The organism is Brachybacterium sp. P6-10-X1 (genome assembly GCF_001969445.1).
Lineage (GTDB): Bacteria > Actinomycetota > Actinomycetes > Actinomycetales > Dermabacteraceae > Brachybacterium.
Window position 1 is genome coordinate 369,574 of sequence record NZ_CP017297.1, and the last position, 18,367, is coordinate 387,940.

Below are 18,367 nucleotides of genomic sequence, written 5' to 3' on the forward strand. Positions count from 1 at the left end.
GCCTTCCGCAGCGACGGTGCCCCAAGGTCGGATCATGACGACGAACATCCCTCCTGCCGATCCCGACCGCCGCCTCCTGCATGTCGAGGATCCCTCCGAGCTCCTCGCCGAGACACGGATCTGTCTGCGCCGGATCCCCACCGACTGCCTGATCCTGCTCAGCAGCGGCCCGGATCATCCGCCGGTGCTGACCACCTCCGATCTCGAGGAGGTGCTGGGTCCCGAGGGGTGCGATTCCCTCACGCATCACCTGGCTCTGGTCCAGGGTCGAGGCTGCACGCGGGCCCGCGCCGTGGTCGTGCTCGGCGACGGCCATCAGGCGCTGCCCGAGGGCCTCAGCGACGACGTGGCGATGCTGGCATCGGCCCGGCTGCTGCTGACGGCCTCCGAGATGCCGGGTGAGCCCTTCGACATCGACTCGGCCTGGGTGGCCGGCGACGGCCAGTGCCGACAGGTCGTCCGCGGAGCCCCCGACGGCGACGAGGAGCGCTTCTGGATCTCCCCGCCCGAGCCGCTGCGTCCGTTCTCCGAGACCTGTGCGGCCGCGGGCGAGGTCTTCACCGGACGGCCGATCCCGCAGCCACCGCGCGAAGAGCCCGAGCTCGCACGGATCGCGGGTCGCCTCCGCCTGGAACGCACGGAGCTCTCGGCCGCCTGCGATCCCGGCGAGCTGTTCGCCGCGGCCCGGAACGCTCTCGCGCGACTCGGCGCCCGGGACGGAGAGGACGGCGACGAAGGCTTCGTGACGGACTGTGAACACGTCGCCGAGCTGCTCTCGGTTCTCGCCGTCGACCGCCTCCACTGGGAGCTCTTGGCGCAGTGCATCGACCGCGGGAACGAGGGCAGCATCGACCGTGGCGAGCTGCTGCAGATCCTCGTGAGCGAGCGTCATTGGAGACCAGATCCGGATGTCTGTGCAGGTGGGAGCTGGTACGTGGCGCTCGAACGTCTCCGCGTGATCGCCGAGAAGGCGTGGTCGGAACTGCCCGATCCCCAGCGCGGTATCGCCCGGGAGGCATGGCGCGGGCTGACCGCATTGCTGGTGTTGCTGGCGTGGTGGAACCACCGTTTCGCGACCGCCGGCCGTCTCGTGGACGAACTGCGGGAGCGTGAACCCGGCTCGACTCTGGCACCCTTGCTGGCACGCATGACCGACACGCCGATCTTTCCGGCCTGGTGGCCCAGCACCTGACCCAGGATCCCGGGCGCGCCGCACAGGGAAGCAGTCAGGAGGAGCCGATGACCGTTCTCGGAGCTCTGGACCGGAGCACCGCGGCCGGCGCCTCGCAGCCACGAGCCGCTTCGGAAACCGGACCCGCCAGACAGCCTCGGCCCGCACTCTCCGCGACGGCACCGACCCACCCTGCCGAGACGCCGCCGACGGTGACGGGAGCCTGGCGGCCCGAGCACGGCATCGGGGACCGCCGCTTCGTCCAGATCGGGGACCTCGAGCTCGACAGCGGTGCCGTGATCGAGGACGCGACCATGGCGTACGAGACCTGGGGCACGCTCGCCGCCGACGGCGGCAACGCCGTCCTCGTCCTGCACGCGCTGACCGGGGACTCCCATGTGCGGGGGCCGGCCGGGCGGTCCCATGCGAGCCCCGGGTGGTGGGAGGAGATGGTCGGGCCCGGTCGCCCGATCGACACCGATCACTATTTCGTCGTCGCCCCCAACATCCTGGGCGGCTGCCAGGGCAGCACCGGTCCCAGCTCGCCGGCCCCGGACGGACGGCCGTGGGGCTCGCGCTTCCCCCTGCTGACCGTGCGTGACCAGGTCGAGGCAGAGCGCCGAGTCCGCGAGGAGCTCGATATCCGGCGCTGGGCCCTCGTGGTCGGTGGATCGATGGGAGGGATGCGCGCGGTCGAATGGGCGGTGACGCACCCGGACGAGGTCGAGCGCCTCGCGGTGATCGCGACCTCGGCGCGCGCGACCGCCGACCAGATCGCCTGGAACAGCGCCCAGATCGCCGCGATCCGGGTCGACCCCGGATTCCACGGGGGCGACTACTACGACGCCGCCGATGCAACCGGCCCCCAGCAGGGCCTCGGCATCGCACGGCGCATCGCCCACACCACCTACCGCACGGCCGCCGAACTCGAGAGCAGGTTCGGCAACCGACCGCAGAGCGACGAGGACCCTTTCGACGGGCAGGGCCGGTACCAGGTGACCAGCTACCTCGATCATCATGCCGAGAAGCTCTCCCGGCGCTTCGATGCGAACTCCTATCTCGTTCTCGCCCAATCGATGAACACCCATGACGTCGGTCGCGGCCGCGGCGGCACCGCAGCAGCCCTGGGGCGGGTCCGCGCACGCACCCTCGCGGTCGCCATCGACTCGGACCGGCTGTTCCCGCCCGATCTGGTCGCCGAGATGGCGCGGCACGTCCCCGACGTCGCCTGGCACGTGGCGCCGTCCCCGATCGGTCACGACGCCTTCCTGCTCGCCCATCCGGATCTGGCCGAGTGGATCCGCACCCTGCTGGACGACTAGGCTGGGCCGATCAGCACAGGGTGCCCACAGCGGGACCCGGCCGGACACGTCCCGAGGGGGAGCAGGCGGATGACCATCGTCGTGGGGTACTCGCCGTCCGGGCAGGGCGCGGCCGCTCTCCGCGCAGCCGTCCGCTCGGCCCGACGCCGGGGGGAGGACCTTGTCATCGCCTCCTACCAGTACGGGGAGGACGGCCAGGGGGCGCCGTCCGAGCAGGAGGTCCGCTCCGCGCTGGCAGAGATCGACGCGGAGGGCGTCGACGTCACGGTGCGTCCCCGGACGGGCACGGACATCGGGGAGTTCCTGCTGTCCGTGGTCGAGGAGGTCTCGGCCTCGCTGATCGTGATCGGTCTGCGCCGCAAGTCCCCGATCGGCAAGCTGAACCTCGGCGCGGCGGCCCGCCGCGTCGTGCTCGGCGCGCCGTGCCCCGTGCTCGCGGTGAAGGACGATCACGGCGCCGATGCGGACGCCCACGCCGGCGCCTGATCCGTCGCCGCCCCCGCGGGTCCGTCCCCCGGGGTGCTCCCGGCACCGCGACCCCCGAGCCGGCCGGGATCCGGTCCTGGGTGCTGCGGACGCGAAGATGTCCGCGCCCCTGGGAATACTGACGCGGCAGGGACGTTATACTCGTGAGGCTTGACGGCACCGTGCCTTCGTGCGCCATGAAACCGGGACATCCGGGACGACGGCGGCGAGCACGATCCGCCAGCCGCGCCGTGATGACCGATCGCCCGAGTGTGGCGGTGCACCCCAGGGAGCACTGCCGGAAGAAGGAACTCTGTGACCTCCTCCAAGACTGCTGAGACCGCCACCGACACGACCACCGAGGTGGCCGGGTCCGGGACGGACGCATCCTCGAAGCGCACCCCCGCCAAGCGCACCGGCAAGCCGACCGCCGCCAAGACCGCCGCCAAGAAGGCCGCGTCGAAGGCCGCCAAGGCCACCGCCTCGGAGCAGGCCGAGGAGGTCGAGGACGAGGCCGAGGAGGCCGAGGCCACGAAGAAGGCCTCGGAGACCAACGCCAAGGTCGAGGCCTCCGGCGGATTCGTCTACAACGCCACCGAGGACGACGCCCCGGCCCAGCAGGTCGTCACCGCCGGTGCGACCGCCGACCCCGTCAAGGACTACCTCAAGCAGATCGGCAGGGTCGCGCTGCTGAACGCGGCCCAGGAGGTCGAGCTGGCCGAGCGCATCGAGGCCGGCCTGTACGCCGAGCACCAGCTCAAGGGCGACGAGTCGATGGTCCGGACCAAGGCCGGTCGCGAGCTCGCCATGATCGCCGAGGACGGCCGCGCCGCCAAGGATCACCTGCTCGAGGCCAACCTGCGCCTGGTCGTCTCCCTCGCCAAGCGCTACACCGGCCGCGGCATGCTGTTCCTGGACCTCATCCAGGAAGGCAACCTCGGTCTGATCCGCGCGGTGGAGAAGTTCGACTACTCCAAGGGCTACAAGTTCTCGACCTACGCCACCTGGTGGATCCGTCAGGCCATCACTCGCGCGATGGCGGACCAGGCCCGCACCATCCGCATCCCGGTGCACATGGTCGAGGTCATCAACAAACTCGCCCGGGTCCAGCGCCAGATGCTCCAGGACCTCGGCCGCGAGCCCACGCCGGAGGAGCTCGCCAAGGAGCTGGACATGACGCCCGAGAAGGTCGTCGAGGTCCAGAAGTACGGCCGCGAGCCGATCTCCCTGCACACCCCGCTGGGTGAGGACGGCGACAGCGAGTTCGGCGACCTCATCGAGGACTCCGAGGCCGTCGTCCCCGCCGACGCCGTGAGCTTCACGCTCCTGCAGGAGCAGCTCCACTCGGTGCTGGACACCCTCTCGGAGCGGGAGGCCGGTGTGGTCTCCATGCGCTTCGGGCTCGAGGACGGTCAGCCCAAGACCCTCGACGAGATCGGGAAGGTCTATGGGGTCACCCGGGAGCGGATCCGTCAGATCGAGTCCAAGACCATGTCGAAGCTGCGCCACCCCTCGCGTTCGCAGGTGCTGAGGGACTACCTCGACTGAGGACTCCGGAAGACCCTCGACGGCGCCGGTGACCCCTCCTGGGGTCCCGGCGCCGTCGTCGTGCGCGTGCTGCGCATCCGCCCCGAGGACCGGAGCTCTCGCCGGGCAGCTGCTGGGCCTCGGACGGCCCTCTGACGCGACCGAGGGCGCCCACCATATGGTGAGCGCCCTCGGATGTCGTGGGGGTCGGGATCAGTCGTCGACCGGCACCGGCTTCGCGTGGAGCCGTTCGGTCTCGTCGATCACCTCGGCGGCGACGCCCTGCAGGGCGTCCTGGTGGGCACGGGCGTGATGCGCGCAGAACATCAGTTCGCCGCCGGCCTCCAGGAGCACCTTGACGTACGCCTGGGCGCCGCAGCGGTCACAGCGGTCGTGAGCGGTCAGCCGGGGGGCTTCAAGAGTCAGGTTCATGGGTCTTTTCTAGCATCCGACGTGCGGGAAGGGGAGCGCTTCGCGCCGCGGTTCGCTGGGGGCGCAACACCCTGTGAGCGGTGCCGCAATGTCGGGATCCGGGCCGTCGGCCCCGTAGGATCCCAGGCGTGTCCCCTTCCACCGCATCGACGAAATCCGCCTACGACGCCCGCAACCTCCAGGTCCTCGAGGGCCTGGAGGCCGTCCGCAAGCGTCCGGGCATGTACATCGGCTCGACGGACTCCCGCGGTCTCATGCACTGCCTGTGGGAGATCCTGGACAACTCCGTCGACGAGGCGCTCGGCGGCCACGGCGACTCGATCTCGGTGATCCTGCACCCGGACGCCTCCGTCGAGGTGCGCGACACCGGGCGCGGCGTGCCGGTCGACGTGGAGCCCCGCACCGGGCTGACCGGTGTCGAGGTGGTCTACACCAAGCTCCATGCCGGCGGGAAGTTCGGCGGCGGCTCCTACGCCGCCTCCGGCGGCCTGCACGGCGTCGGCGCGAGCGTCGTCAACGCCCTGTCGGGGCGTCTCGACGTCGAGGTGGACCGCGCGGGCAAGACCTACGCGATGAGCTTCCGGCGCGGCCAGGCCGGAGTCTTCGACGACGGTGGCGAGCCCGACCCCGAGGCTCCCTTCACCCCGGCGGCGGGCCCGGGCGAGCTGCGCGTGGTCGGCAAGGCCAAACGCGGCGTGAGCGGGACCCGGGTGCGCTACTGGGCCGACCCCCAGATCTTCGTCAAGGGCTCGCACTTCGCGCTCGACGAGCTGCACCGCCGTGCCCGGCAGACGGCATTCCTGGTGCCCGGGCTGGAGCTGGCCGTCACCGACGATCGGCCCGAGCGGCTGCCGGATCAGCCCGCCACCCGCACGTACAAGTACGACGGCGGCATCAGCGAGTTCGTCGAGTACCTGGCCCAGGACCAGCGGATCACCGATGTGGTCCGCCTCCAGGGCACCGGCAACTACACCGAGACGATCCCGGTGCTCGACAAGAACGGTCACATGGTCTCCACGGACGTGGACCGCTCCTGCGAGGTCGACATCGCGCTGCGCTGGGGAGCCGACTACGACTCGACCGTGCGCTCCTTCGTGAACATCGTCGCCACCCCCAAGGGCGGCACCCACCTCGCCGGCTTCGAGCAGGCCCTGGTCAAGACCCTGCGCAAACAGGTCGAGAACCAGGCGCGCCGGGTCAAGTTCAACGCCAAGAACGAGAAGATCGAGAAGGACGACACCCTCGCCGGGCTCACCGTCGTCGTCAGCGTCCGGATCGACGAGCCGCAGTTCGAAGGCCAGACCAAGGAGGTGCTCGGCACCCCCGCGATCCGCGCGATCGTCTCCAAGATCGTCGAACAGCGCCTGACCGACTTCCTGACCTCCTCCAAGAAGGGGGAGAAGGAGCAGGCCGCCCTGGTGATCGACAAGGTCGTCTCCGAGATGCGGGCCCGGATCGCCGCCCGCATGCACAAGGAGGTCTCACGCCGCAAGAACGCGCTGGAGTCCTCCACCATGCCCACGAAGCTCGCCGACTGCCGCACCCACGACGTCGAGCGCTCGGAGCTGTTCATCGTCGAGGGCGACAGCGCGCTGGGCACGGCGAAGAACGCCCGCTCCTCGGAGTTCCAGGCGCTGCTGCCGATCCGCGGGAAGATCCTCAACACCCAGAAGGCGTCCGTCACGGACATGCTCAAGAACACCGAGTGCGCGGCGATCTTCCAGGTGATCGGGGCGGGCTCCGGCCGCACCTTCGATCTGGAGGCCGCCCGCTACGGCAAGATCGTGATGATGACCGACGCCGACGTCGACGGCGCCCATATCCGCACCCTGCTGCTGACCCTGTTCCACCGCTACATGCGGCCGCTGGTGGAGGAGGGCCGGGTGTACGCGGCCGTCCCGCCGCTGCACAGGGTGGAGATCCTCCACGGCGGGTCGAAGAAGAACGAGCTGGTCTACACCTACTCCGAAGCGGAGCTGAACAAGCTGCTGAAGAACCTCGAGAAGCGGGGCAAGCGCTACAAGGAGCCGATCCAGCGCTACAAGGGCCTGGGCGAGATGGACGCCGACCAGCTGGCCGATACGACCATGGACCCGAACCATCGCACCCTGCGACGGGTGCGGATCGAGGACGCCGAGGCCGCCAGCGCCATGTTCGAGCTCCTCATGGGCTCGGAGGTGGCACCCCGCAAGCAGTTCATCATCGAAGGGGCCGAGGAGCTCGACCTGGAGAGGATCGACGCATGAGCGTCGCCGTGCGGGTGATCCCCTGCCTGGACGTCGACGCCGGCCGGGTCGTCAAGGGCGTGAACTTCCAGGGGCTGCGCGATGCGGGCGACCCCGTGGAGCTCGCCGCCCGCTACGGCGCCGAGGGCGCCGACGAGCTCACCTTCCTCGACGTCACGGCCTCCTCCGGGGGACGCGAGACCATGATCGACGTGGTGAGGGCCGCCGCGGAGCAGATCTTCATCCCGCTGACCGTCGGCGGCGGCGTGCGCTCGGTGGAGGACGTCGACCAGCTGCTGCGCGCCGGGGCGGACAAGTGCGGGGTCAACACCGCGGCGATCGGACGTCCTGCGCTGATCGACGAGATCTCCCGCCGCTTCGGCAACCAGGTGCTCGTGCTCTCGATCGACGCCCGCCGCGTCACCGAGGACACTCCGGCCGGCAGCGCCCGGACAGGATCGGGTTTCGAGGTCACCACCCATGGCGGCCGCCAGGGCACCGGGATCGACGCGATCGCGTGGATCCGCGAGGTCACCGAGCGCGGTGCCGGGGAGATCCTGCTGAACTCCATGGACGCCGACGGCACCGAGCAGGGTTTCGATCGCGAGCTGATCCGCCTCGCGAGGGAGGCGACGAACCTGCCGCTGATCGCCTCCGGTGGGGCCGGGAAGCCCGCAGATTTCCCCCCGGCCGTCCGGGCGGGGGCGGACGCCGTGCTGGCCGCGAGCGTCTTCCATTTCCAGCAGATGACCATCGCCGAGGCGAAGCAGGCGATGGCCGAGGACGGCATCACGGTGCGCTGAGCGCACCGCCCTGATCCGCACCGCATGACGCCCCGGTCCCCGGGCGGTTTCCCGGGGCCGGGGCATCAACGGTGGGAGCCGCGGGAGCGGCCGGGAGCGAGGGTCATCGCATGTACACGCCGGAGCGGACCATAGCCTGCTGATAGGCGAGGTCGAGCTCCTGGCGCGCCCGCACCGCCGCCTGTCGGCGCAGCGCCCGCTCGAGGTCGCGCTCGCGGCGGAGCTCCTTCCGTCGGCGATCGGCGGATCGGACCTCGGCGGCGGTCGGGGAGCGGCGTGGGACATCGAGGGTGGTCGTGGTGGTCGTCGTGTTCAGGGCGGTGTCGGGACGGGTCTGGACCGACATGGTGGTCTCTCCTGGTGAGGTGGTTCTGAGCAGTCTTCCGCGCTGTGAGGACTCGTCGTGTCCGCGAACGGGATGACGGCGTCGTCGAGCGCTCGGCGTCGTCGAGCGCTCGACGGGCGTCGAGGGTGTCGGGCGACGGGGGGTGCCCGGCGACCTCAGGGTTGCGGGGCAGGACGCGCTGGGGTGCTCGGCGTCAGCGAGCTGCCTGCGCGGCGCCGGCGGCACCGCGGCGTCCCCCACCGGACGCTCGCAGGCCCACGGAGGATCCGTGGCGTCGGACGGGGGATGCGACGAGGCCGGACAGCGACGCGTCCGGGCGGGCCGGGGTCGGTGTCGGGGTGGTCTGCATCTCCATACGGACAGTCGACCACCGCACGGCGGCGGCCGCAACGTATTTACGGCGCCGTCCGATGCACGCACGCGAAGGACCCGGCCGCGCCCCGGGGCGGGGCGGCGACCGGGTCCTCGGGCCCGGGCGGCGTCGTCGGTCGACCGGATGCGCGGAGGGTCTGCTCCGCGGGGGCCTGCGGAGGGGTCCTCCGTCGCGGGGTCCCGGCGGCGCGGGGCCTCAGCGCTCGATGCGGTAGGTGACCCCGATCGTGTGCGCGGCGCCGGGCCGCAGGCTCACGAAGCGGTCCTTGGCCACCGCGGGCTCGACGCAGACGAACTCCGGCCAGGCGTCGTCGGGGATGTCGCCCATCGAGGTGACCAGCTCGTCCCAGGGGTTCCACACGATGGTCTTGGCGGTGCCGCGGGGGCTGGAGACCAGACGGCGCCCGAGGGCCTCGTCGGTCACGACCACCTCGCCGGCGGCGTCGACGATGCGGTCCGTGGAGCCCGTCAGCCGCATCGGTCCGGGGCCGAGCACATCGGCGGCCAGGCCGCGGGTGTTGTCGAGGTAGTCCGCGCTCTCGAGTCCCTCGAGGGCGATCCGACGCACGTCGCCGACGGCCAGGTAGGTGTGCAGGGCGGCCTCGACCTCGAGCGGTGTCGCCCCGGCGGTGAGGGTCAGGTCCACCGAGAGCTCGCGTCCGATCCGGAAGACGGCACGGCCGGTCAGCTTCACGGCGTCCTGCGGGGTCACCAGCTCCAGGACCACGTCCTCCCCGTCGGCCGAGGCCGCGGCGAGCTCCCAGGTGATGGTGCGCAGCCAGCCGTGCTTGACCTGCATCGCCCCGTCGCGTCCCGGTCCGAACCAGGGGCCCACCAACGGGATCCCGCCGCGGATCGCCTCTCGGGGCCCGTATGCCGAGTCCGGGCTCAACCACAGCAGGTCCGCTTCGCCGGTGGGGGCCCAGCTGGTCAGATGGGCACCGTCGAGGTGGACCACGGCGCGGGCGGCGGGGGTGTCGACGACGACGGCGTCGACCCCGTGGACCGTCTCGAGGGCGACGCCCTCGGGCAGCGGGACGGTCGAGGCGGCAGAAGGAGTGCTCATGGCGTCATCGTCCCATGTCCGCCGCTCGGCTCAGGACGGCGTCCGGGAGCCGGAGGACGCGGTGGGAGGTCAGCCGACAGCGGCGATCGGCACCGCCACCGGGGTGCCGGAGCCGTCGCGGCGCCCGGTGGGCTCGGGCAGGTCGATCGGTTGACCGGCCTCGGAGGAGGCGCGCGCCGGATGCGGGACCACCCAGGCGCCGATCAGGGCGTCCTCGCCGCGCAGGAATCGATGGCAGCGCATGCCCGCGGTGGCCCGACCCTTGGCGGGGAACTCGGTCAGCGGGGAGACCTTCAGCGATCCCGTCTGCAGCAGCGGGAGAGTGCCGGAGCTGCCGGAAACGGTGACCACGTCCGCCGGGGCGGTCACGTCGATCGCGCCGAAGGAGACCACCCGCGCGCCGCCGGCGAGCTTGATGCCCGCGACACCGCCGGCCCCGCGCCCCTGCGGGCGCACGCCGGAGGAGGGGAAGTGCAGCAGCTGCGCCTCGGAGGTCACGAAGACGAGGTCGAGGTCGGTGTCCTCCTCGAGGTCCACCACCCCGACCACGGCGTCGCCCTCCTTGAGCGCGATGATCTCGAAGCCGTCCGAACGGGGGAAGTCGAGCTGGACGCGCTTGACCACGCCATGGCGGGTGCCCAGGGCGATCGCGCCGCCGCGGGCCGTATCCGCCTCCGCGACCCGGATCAGTCCGAGGGCGCGCTCGTCGCTCCCGAGGTCGATGAGGTCGGAGAGACGGGTTCCGCCGGCGAGCGAGGGGGCCCCGGCGGTGGGGGCCAGCGAGGGCAGGTCCACCACGGACAGGTGCAGCACGCGTCCGGTGTCGGTGACCACTCCGACGGTGGAGCGGGTGGAGGTGAGCACATCCGCGACGATCACGTCGTGCGCGCTGCGCGGCCCCTCGCGCACCAGAGGCTCCTCACCGGCCACGCGGGCCACCAGGGAGGTGCCGGTCAGCAGCACCCGGCAGGGCTCGTCGGCGACCTCGAGGGACCCGCCCACGGTGGGTGCGGGCTGGTCGGCGGCCTCGAGCAGGACGGTGCGGCGCGAGTCGCCGTGCTCGGAAGCGACGGCGGCCAGCTCGTCGGAGACCAGTCGGCGCAGGATCTGTTCGGATCCCAGGACCTCCTCGAGCTGCTCGATCTCGCGGCGCAGGTCGTCGCGCTCGGCCTCGAGATCGATCTGGGAGAACTTCGTCAGCCGGCGCAGCCGCAGCTCGAGGATGTACTCGGCCTGGACGGGCGTGAGGTCGAACACGCCCATCAGACGGGTGCGGGCGGTCTCGGCGTCATCGCTGCTGCGGACGATCTGGATGACTTCGTCGATGTCGACGATCGCCAGCAGCAGCCCCTCGACCAGGTGCAGGCGCGCCCGGCGCTTGTCCAGCCGGTGCTCGGTGCGGCGCCGCACCACGGTCAGCCGGTGATCGACGAAGACCTCGAGCAGCTGCTTGAGGCCCATCGTGCGGGGCTGACCCTCCACCAGGGCCACGTTGTTGATCCCGAACGACTCCTCGAGCGGGGTGTGCTTGTACAGCTGCTCGAGCACCGCATCGGGGTCGTAGCCCGACTTCACGGACATCACCAGGCGCAGCCCGTGATGGCGGTCGGTGAGGTCCTGGTAGTCGGTGATGCCCTGGACCTTCTTGGACTGCACCGCGTCACGCAGCTTCTCGGCCACCTTCTCGGGACCCACCTGGTACGGCAGCTCGGAGACGACGATGCCCTTGCGTCGCGACGTGATGTTCTCGATCCGGGTGGTGGCGCGGACCTTGAAGGAACCCCGGCCGGTGCGATAGGCGTCCCGGATGCCGTCGAGCCCGATGATCCGGCCGCCCGTGGGCAGATCGGGGCCGGGCACGAAGCGCATGAGCTGCTCGAGATCCGCCTCGGGATGGTCGATCAGGTGCCTCGCCGCGGCGACGGTCTCGACCAGGTTGTGGGGCGCCATGTTCGTCGCCATCCCGACGGCGATCCCGGAGGCGCCGTTGACCAGCAGATTCGGGTACTGCGCAGGCAGCACCTCGGGCTGCGTGAGCTGATTGTCGTAGTTCGGGACCATCTCCACGACGTCCTCGTCCAGCGAGTCCGTCATCAGCAGGGCGGCCTTGGCCAGGCGTGCCTCGGTGTACCGCGGGGCGGCCGGGCCGTTGTCGAGCGACCCGAAATTGCCGTGGCCGTCCACCAGGGGCATCCGCATGTTGAAGCTCTGCGCCATGCGCACCAGGGCGTCGTAGATGGCGGTGTCCCCGTGCGGGTGGAGCTTGCCCATCACCTCGCCGACCACCCGCTGGGACTTCACGTGCCCGCGATCGGGACGCAGTCCCATCTCGGCCATCATGAACAGGATGCGGCGCTGGACGGGTTTGAGACCGTCTCGGGCGTCCGGGAGCGCCCGGGAGTAGATCACGGAGTACGCGTACTCGAGGAAGGACGTCTCCATCTCGCTGGTGACGTCGATGTCGACGATCGTCTCGTCGACCCTGTCGTCCCCGGCGCTCTGCTGGGTGCTACGTGATCTGGCCATGAGGGACATCATGGCGCATGACCGGCCACGATCCGGGGAACCGGGGCCGGGCGGGGACGTGAATCCCGTCAAATCCTGGGAGCGCGGAGATAGGATCCGGGTATGGCGGACAGGCGTGAGGCACGGCGATCCCTGCGACGTCGGGCCCCGGGGGAGGAGGACGCCCGGACCCCTCCTGCCTATCCGGCGCACTGGGAGGCGGACATCGCCCTGCACGACGGGTCCGCCGCCCACCTGCGGCCGATCCTGCCCACTGATGCCGAGGCGCTGCAGGCATTCCACCAGCGCCAGTCCGAGCACTCCCGATACCTGCGCTTCTTCGCGCCCATGCCCCGCCTGTCGCCCCGCGACCTCGAACGGTTCACCCACGTCGACCACCGCGACCGGGTCGCGTTCGTGGTGCTCGTGGGGGACGAGATCATCGCCGTGGCCCGCTACGACAGGATCGAGCCGCGGGCCGCCGAGGTCGCCTTCAACGTCTCCGACGCCCGGCAGGGGACGGGCCTGGCCTCGGTGCTGCTCGAGCACCTCGCCGCCGCCGCCCGCGAACGGGGCCTGAGCGTATTCACCGCCGAGGTGCTCCCGCAGAACGCCAAGATGATCAACGTCTTCACCGAGGCGGGCTTCGAGGTCGAGCGCACCTACGACGACGGCGTCGTGATGGTCTCCTTCCGGATCGACCCCACCGCCCGCTCCCTGGAGGTCATGGCCGAGCGCGAGCACCGCGCCGAGGCCCGGGCCATGGAACGGCTCCTGCACCCCGAATCCGTGCTGCTGATCGGGGTCTCCTCCCGCAGGGACTCCGCCGGTGGTCGCTTCCTGACCGCCCTGGAGCGCTCCGGCTACGACGGGGCGATCCAGCTCGTCTCCCCGGAGGCGATGGAGCTGCGCGGCCACCGCGCCCACGCCCGGATCACCGACGTGCCCGGGACCATCGACCTCGCCGTGATCGCCCTGCGGCCCGAGGCGTGCCTGGAGGCGATCGAGGAGTGCGCCGCGGTGGGTGTGCGCGCCGTCGTGATCCCCACCGAGGGCTTCACCGACAGCGAGCGGGGACGCCACCTCCAACGGCAGCTGGTGGCCCGGGCACGGCTGCACGGCATGCGGCTGCTCGGCCCGGGGTCGCTGGGGTTCCTGCGCACCGGCGAGGACCCCATCAGCCTCTCCCTGGCCCCGGCCATGCCGCGACCCGGCCCGGTGGCGCTCGCCGGCCAGTCCAGCGCCCTCTCGGCGCTGCTGCTGGCCGGGACCGACAGCCGCGGGATCGGGCTGCACGAGTTCGTCGGTGCCGGCAACCGCGCGGACGTCTCTCTCAACGACACCCTCCAGCACTGGCAGGACGACGAGGAGGTCGGCGTGATCGCGCTGGCCCTGGAGTCGATGGGGAACCCGCGCAAGTTCACCCGCCTCGCCCGGCGGCTGACCCGCACGGTGCCGCTGATCGTGCTGCGGCCCCCCGGCGTGGACCACGCGCCCGGTCACGACGTGCGCCCCTCCACCCTGCCCCGGCGCGCTCTGGATCAGGTCCTCGGCACCGCCGGCGTGGTGCAGGCCACCGGCGTCGACCATCTCCTGGACATCACCGACGCCATCGGCCGGCAAGGGCTGCCCCACGGCCCCCGGGTGGGGCTGCTGTCGAACACCGCCGCCCTCGGCGCCGCCCTGCGCGGCGCCGCCGACCAGGCAGAGATGCAGATCGTCGCCGACAACCGCAGCGTGCCGCTGGCCGCGGATCCCAGACTGATCCAGCGCGCCTTCACCTCGATGGCCGCGCGAGGGCAGGTCGACCTGGTCATCGCCGGGATGATCGATCCGCTCAGCGGCGATGCCCTCGCCGTGATCCGCCAGATGGCGACGGTCGCCCGCCACAGCGAGGTGGTGCTGCTGGTGTGCCTGATCTCCGATGCCGAGCGCTCCGGCGCGGTGCAGGCAGCCGTCCGCGAGGACGGGGAGCTGCCTCCGGTCCATGCGACGCCCCACAACGCGGTGCGCGCCGGGGCCGGGATGCTGGCGGCCGCTCTGCGCCCCGCGGCCGACGACGACGAGCCCGCCCACCGCGACGACCTCGACCGCGCCGGGGCCCGCGAGCTCGTCGACCGCCTGCTGCCCGACCCGGCTCCGCCGACGCTCGAGATGTCCACGGAGGACCTGCGCACCCTGCTGGCCGCCTACGGGATCTCCCTGCTGGAGGCCCAGCCGATCCGCGACGGCGACGACGCCGCCGCGCATGCGCAGGAGATCGGCTACCCCGTCGCCCTCAAGAGCACCGACCCGGTGCTGCGCCACCGCGCCGATCTCGGCGGCGTCCGCCTGTCCATCCCCGACGAGGTCCAGCTGCGCCATGCGGTCCGGGCCATGCGGGCGGACCTGTCCTTCTCGAGCGCCCCGCTCGAGGTCCAGTCGATGGCACCGCCGGGGGTGCCCATGGTGGTGCGCAGCGTCGAGGACCCCTCGCTCGGACCCGTCGTCTCGCTGTCCGTGGCCGGTGACGCCACCGATCTGCTGGACGACATCGCCTACGCGATCCCGCCGTTCAGCGAGACCGCGGCGGCGGGTCTGGTCGACGGCCCCGCCAGCGCGGTCAAGCTGCGGGGGACCCGCGGCCTGCCCCGCGCCGACCGTGCCGCGCTCGCCGACCTGGTGGTCCGCATCGGACTGCTCGCGGAGGACCTGCCGGAGCTCTCCCGGGTCGAGCTCTACCCGGTGCTGGTGGGCCAGGAGGGGATCAGCGTGGTCGGCGCCACCGCGAGGCTGTCCCCGGCGCCCAACCGCACCGACGGCACCCGGCGGGCGCTCTCGGGCACGGCAGGCAGCTGATCACACCGGCGGCCGGCAGCGCTGACCGGCGTGGGACACTGGAGCGATGACCACCGCTCTCCCCGCTGATCTGCTCACGGAGCTCGAGACCGCCGGATACTTCCCGCAGACGGCCGCCCAGAGCGTGCAGCGCTCCCTGCACGGCGGGCGTCCGCTCGCTCATCTCGTGCGCCCCGAGACCACCTTCGACGGCCCCGAGGTGCGCCGCCATCTCACCATCCTCGTCCTGACCGCGACCCACCTGCTGGTCACCCATCTCGACGACGACCCGGCGGACGCCCTGAACCCCTCCCAAGTGGTCTCGACGACCGAACGGGTGCGGCTGAAGGGCATCTTCTCCACCGGCATCTCGCAGGTCTTCGACACCGACGGTCAACGCACCCCCGGCCGGGAGTCCGAGATCACTCTCGGCATCACCTGGAACGGCAGCCGTCGGGTCGATCTCGAGCGGGCCGTCTGCGAGGACCCGAACTGCCAGGTCGACCACGGGTACACCGGGACGATCTCCCCCTCGGACCTCGCGCTGCGCGTCAGTGCGCTGGCCGACGGGGACGACGCGGTCGAGGCGGCCCTGCGCTTCCACGCGGAGCTGGTCGACGCCATCGACGCGGCCGACGCCTGAGCCGGTCCGCCGTGGCTGACCAGGGACCGGCTCCCGACCCGGCGAGCGCGCCGGGCCCCGCCCGAGCGCTCGAGCGGACGTCCGAGCCGTGGGCCGACTGGCCTCCGGACCTGCTGCCCCCGCCCTTCGCCGACGGTGCGCGGCCGGGGCAGCTCGACGTGATCGAACCTCTGCTGTCGGCCCCGGAGCCCGGCCGCGACCTGGTCGTCGTGCTCGACGGGGTGGGTTCGGACCTGCTGGTCGAGCACCGAGCCCTCACCCCCACCCTGCGTCGCCTCGAGGGGAGCACGACCCGGGTGCGCACCGTGTCCCCCTCGACCACAGCGACGGCGATGGTCTCCCTGCACACCGGTCTCCCGCCGTTGGTGCACGGCGTGCTCGGGTACCTCACCCATGATCCGGACAGCGGCCGCGCCATCAACCAGCTGATCGGGGACCCTGCCGTCGATCCCCGTCGCTGGATGCCCGAGGCCACCCCGGTCGAGCGCGGCGACCGCCGCGCCGTCCAGGTGGCTCCCGCCAAGCACGCGGGCTCCCACCTCAGCGGCGTCGCCTACCGCGGCTGGGAGTTCCTCGGGCACGGCCGCGGCGACCGTGTCGACGCGGTGCGCACTGCCCTGCACCGGGCGGGACCGGACGGCATCGTCCATCTGCACGTCGACGACGTCGATCACGCCGGGCACCGCCACGGCGTCGACAGCGAGGCCTGGCGCACGGCGCTCGCCGAGGTGGACGCCCTCGTGGGCACGCTGCTGCGACGGCTGCCGCGCGGCACCCGGATCCATCTGACGGCCGACCACGGCATGGTCGACACGGCGCCGGAGGCGACCGTCGACCTGGCGGACCATCCAGGCCTGCAGCGCCTGGTCGCCACGGTGGCGGGGGAGTCCCGGGCCCTCGCGCTGCGAGCGGTCGCCGGGCAGGGCGCGGCGGCGGAGCTCGCGGACGGCCTGCAGGACATGCTGGGTGAACGAGCGCTGGTGCTCCCGCGCGCCGAGGTCCTCGCCTCCGCGCTGCTGGGCCCGGCCGGGGCCCCGGTGCCGGCCCGGGTCCAGGGGCGGCTCCCCGACGTGCTGGTCCTGGCGAGGGGTCGCTGGAGCGTCGACGACTACTCGCGACGACCGGACACCGCCCGTGCGCTCATCGGGGTGCATGGCTCTCTGACCCCGGCCGAGAGCTGGGTGCCGCTGCTGCGCGCGAGCGTCTGAGCTCGGGCGGGACCCGGTCAGTCGTGCTTGGAGCCGAACACGATCTCGTCCCAGCTGGGCATCGAGGCGCGCTTGCTCCTCGACTTCGACCGCCCCGGGGTGGGGGACGACGAGGACTTCGTCGCCTTCTCGTCCTCACCACGCGGCGAGGGAGAGGCCCCCGCGGGTTCGTCGAAGCCCGGCAGGGGAGTGAGGTCGACGGTGTCCTGGTATCGGATCTCGTCCGCGGCCGGGCCGGCCTCCTCGTCCTCGCCGGAGGGGGCGTCGGCCTCCTGCGCGGCGGCGTCCGCGGCCGGGTCGGCGTCGTCCTCGGCCGACGCGGACTCCGGGGCGTCGGCGTGCTCCAGCTGGGCCTCGCGGTCGGAGTCCTCGAGTTCTCCGTCGACCTCCTGTGCGCTCGGGGCGGAGGCCCCGGCGTCCGCGGCGGCGGGGGCCGCGTCGCCGCGGGCGACAGACCCGGCGCCCTCCTCCGCGGGGTCCTCGTCGAGGCTCGACCAGACCGTCGCGGAGTCGTCCTCGGGCGGGGGCACGGACCGAAGGCCGCGCCGGGCGTTCAGCGCGTCGAGCTCGCCCTCGTCCAGGGTCGAGGGGTGATCCTCGGAGATCGGGTGGTGGTCGGACCACGGGGTGCGACGGCGCGGCCCGGCCGGTCGCTCGTCGAAGGCGCCGTCGGCCTCCACGTCGTACACCGAGCTCTTGACCGCCTGCAATCGCCCGCGGCCGCGGGCGGGCTCGGGCGGGGCGTCCTCGTCGCTGATCCAGCGGGCCTCGTCGTCCACCGGTGCGACCGAGCGGTTGTCCAGGTCGGCGACCCAGTGGGCCTGGCGGGTCCGGCCGCCGGCGGAGAAGGTCAGCTCCAGGGTCCAGCTGCCGTCGGTGCGGCGCCAGGCGTCCCAGGCGGTCTCGTCGGTGGCCTCACGGGCCGCCAGCCGCTCGGCGACGACATGGTCGAGGCTGGGACCGCCGCGGCCGACGGGGAAGGAGCGGGCGCGCTGGGCGGTGAACTCGCGCTCGGCCAGCACGGGACCCTCGTAGCGGCGCACGTGGTCCAGCGGGATCTCGGCGGCCTCGGAGATGTCTTCCGCGCTGCGCCCGGAGCGGAGCATCGCCTGGATCTCCCGGGGGCGCAGGGGTGCCGCGTCGGCGGCCTGGATCATGCCCAGGGCCGGCCGGTCCGTGCGCACCGCGGCCCGGAGGGCCTTGTCGATGCGCAGCGTGTACCGCTCGCCGTCCGAGTCGACCAGGATCACATGCTCCCCGTCGTCATGGATCCCGTCGAGTTCGAGCTCGCGCATCGTCGTCCTCTCCGTCGGAGCCGCTGCCTCGCGTGCAGAAGTCTAGGCCGCGACCATATCTTGTGGGACGCTCGCGCGACGACGTCCGCGCCCCGGCCCGGGGCGTGTCGAGCCGTGCGTGGACGTTCTGTTGCCGGGCACAGACCTCTCTGCAATAATGCCGCCGCATT

The 18,367-nt window shown here is 72.1% G+C and carries 14 protein-coding genes; 9 read left to right on the forward strand and 5 right to left on the reverse strand.

Going from position 1 to position 18,367, the window contains the following annotated elements:
• Positions 1-34 precede the first annotated feature (34 nt).
• From BH708_RS01650 to BH708_RS01665, 4 genes are all read left to right on the forward strand, one after another.
• Positions 35-1,192, forward strand: coding sequence for a hypothetical protein (locus tag BH708_RS01650; protein ID WP_076806076.1), 1,158 nt, complete (start codon positions 35-37; stop codon positions 1,190-1,192).
• Positions 1,193-1,383: 191 nt separating this feature from the next.
• On the forward strand, positions 1,384-2,493 hold the full coding sequence (locus BH708_RS01655) for a homoserine O-acetyltransferase (RefSeq protein WP_076810654.1): 1,110 nt from the start codon (positions 1,384-1,386) through the stop codon (positions 2,491-2,493).
• Positions 2,494-2,562: 69 nt separating this feature from the next.
• Positions 2,563-2,979, forward strand: coding sequence for a universal stress protein (locus tag BH708_RS01660; RefSeq protein ID WP_076806078.1), 417 nt, complete (start codon positions 2,563-2,565; stop codon positions 2,977-2,979).
• Positions 2,980-3,273: 294 nt separating this feature from the next.
• Positions 3,274-4,506: an RNA polymerase sigma factor gene (locus tag BH708_RS01665; protein ID WP_076806080.1), complete on the forward strand. Its 1,233-nt coding sequence runs from the start codon at positions 3,274-3,276 to the stop codon at positions 4,504-4,506.
• Positions 4,507-4,698: 192 nt separating this feature from the next.
• Here the strand turns inward: BH708_RS01665 and BH708_RS01670 are convergent, their stop codons facing one another.
• Positions 4,699-4,917 carry a hypothetical protein gene (locus BH708_RS01670; RefSeq protein ID WP_076806082.1) on the reverse strand — a complete coding sequence of 73 codons (219 nt, stop codon included), beginning with the start codon at positions 4,915-4,917 and terminating at the stop codon, positions 4,699-4,701.
• A 128-nt stretch (positions 4,918-5,045) separates the two neighbouring features.
• Here BH708_RS01670 and BH708_RS01675 point away from each other — a divergent pair, with 128 nt between their 5' ends.
• Both BH708_RS01675 and hisF read left to right on the forward strand, forming a co-directional pair.
• On the forward strand, positions 5,046-7,163 hold the full coding sequence (locus tag BH708_RS01675; RefSeq protein WP_076806084.1) for a type IIA DNA topoisomerase subunit B: 2,118 nt from the start codon (positions 5,046-5,048) through the stop codon (positions 7,161-7,163).
• A complete protein-coding gene (gene hisF, locus BH708_RS01680; RefSeq protein ID WP_076806086.1) occupies positions 7,160-7,945 on the forward strand; it encodes an imidazole glycerol phosphate synthase subunit HisF in 786 nt (261 codons plus the stop codon). The genes BH708_RS01675 and hisF overlap by 4 nt, the downstream gene beginning before the upstream one ends.
• Positions 7,946-8,048: 103 nt before the next feature.
• Here hisF and BH708_RS01685 read toward each other — a convergent pair whose 3' ends face one another.
• The 3 genes from BH708_RS01685 to BH708_RS01695 form a co-directional block, all read right to left on the reverse strand.
• Entirely contained in the window at positions 8,049-8,291 is a 243-nt protein-coding gene (locus BH708_RS01685; RefSeq protein WP_076806089.1) for a hypothetical protein, read from the reverse strand.
• A 568-nt stretch (positions 8,292-8,859) separates the two neighbouring features.
• Entirely contained in the window at positions 8,860-9,729 is an 870-nt protein-coding gene (locus tag BH708_RS01690; protein WP_076806091.1) for a D-hexose-6-phosphate mutarotase, read from the reverse strand.
• 69 nt (positions 9,730-9,798) lie between these two features.
• The gene (locus BH708_RS01695; RefSeq protein ID WP_076806093.1) at positions 9,799-12,255 is read right to left on the reverse strand and encodes a DNA topoisomerase (ATP-hydrolyzing) subunit A; all 2,457 of its coding nucleotides are present in this window, start codon (positions 12,253-12,255) and stop codon (positions 9,799-9,801) included.
• A gap of 102 nt (positions 12,256-12,357) precedes the next feature.
• Here BH708_RS01695 and BH708_RS01700 point away from each other — a divergent pair, with 102 nt between their 5' ends.
• The 3 genes from BH708_RS01700 to BH708_RS01710 are packed head-to-tail and all read left to right on the forward strand — an operon-like array spanning position 12,358 to position 16,902.
• The gene (locus tag BH708_RS01700; protein ID WP_076806095.1) at positions 12,358-15,072 is read left to right on the forward strand and encodes a GNAT family N-acetyltransferase; all 2,715 of its coding nucleotides are present in this window, start codon (positions 12,358-12,360) and stop codon (positions 15,070-15,072) included.
• A 46-nt stretch (positions 15,073-15,118) separates the two neighbouring features.
• The gene (locus tag BH708_RS01705; protein ID WP_076806097.1) at positions 15,119-15,694 is read left to right on the forward strand and encodes a DUF5998 family protein; all 576 of its coding nucleotides are present in this window, start codon (positions 15,119-15,121) and stop codon (positions 15,692-15,694) included.
• A gap of 11 nt (positions 15,695-15,705) precedes the next feature.
• Positions 15,706-16,902, forward strand: a complete 1,197-nt coding sequence (locus BH708_RS01710) for an alkaline phosphatase family protein (RefSeq protein WP_083713192.1) — start codon at positions 15,706-15,708, stop codon at positions 16,900-16,902.
• Between the two features lie 17 nt (positions 16,903-16,919).
• On the opposite strand, the gene sepH is transcribed toward BH708_RS01710, so the two are convergent.
• Positions 16,920-18,197, reverse strand: coding sequence for a septation protein SepH (gene sepH / locus BH708_RS01715; RefSeq protein ID WP_076806099.1), 1,278 nt, complete (start codon positions 18,195-18,197; stop codon positions 16,920-16,922).
• Positions 18,198-18,367: the final 170 nt, after the last annotated feature.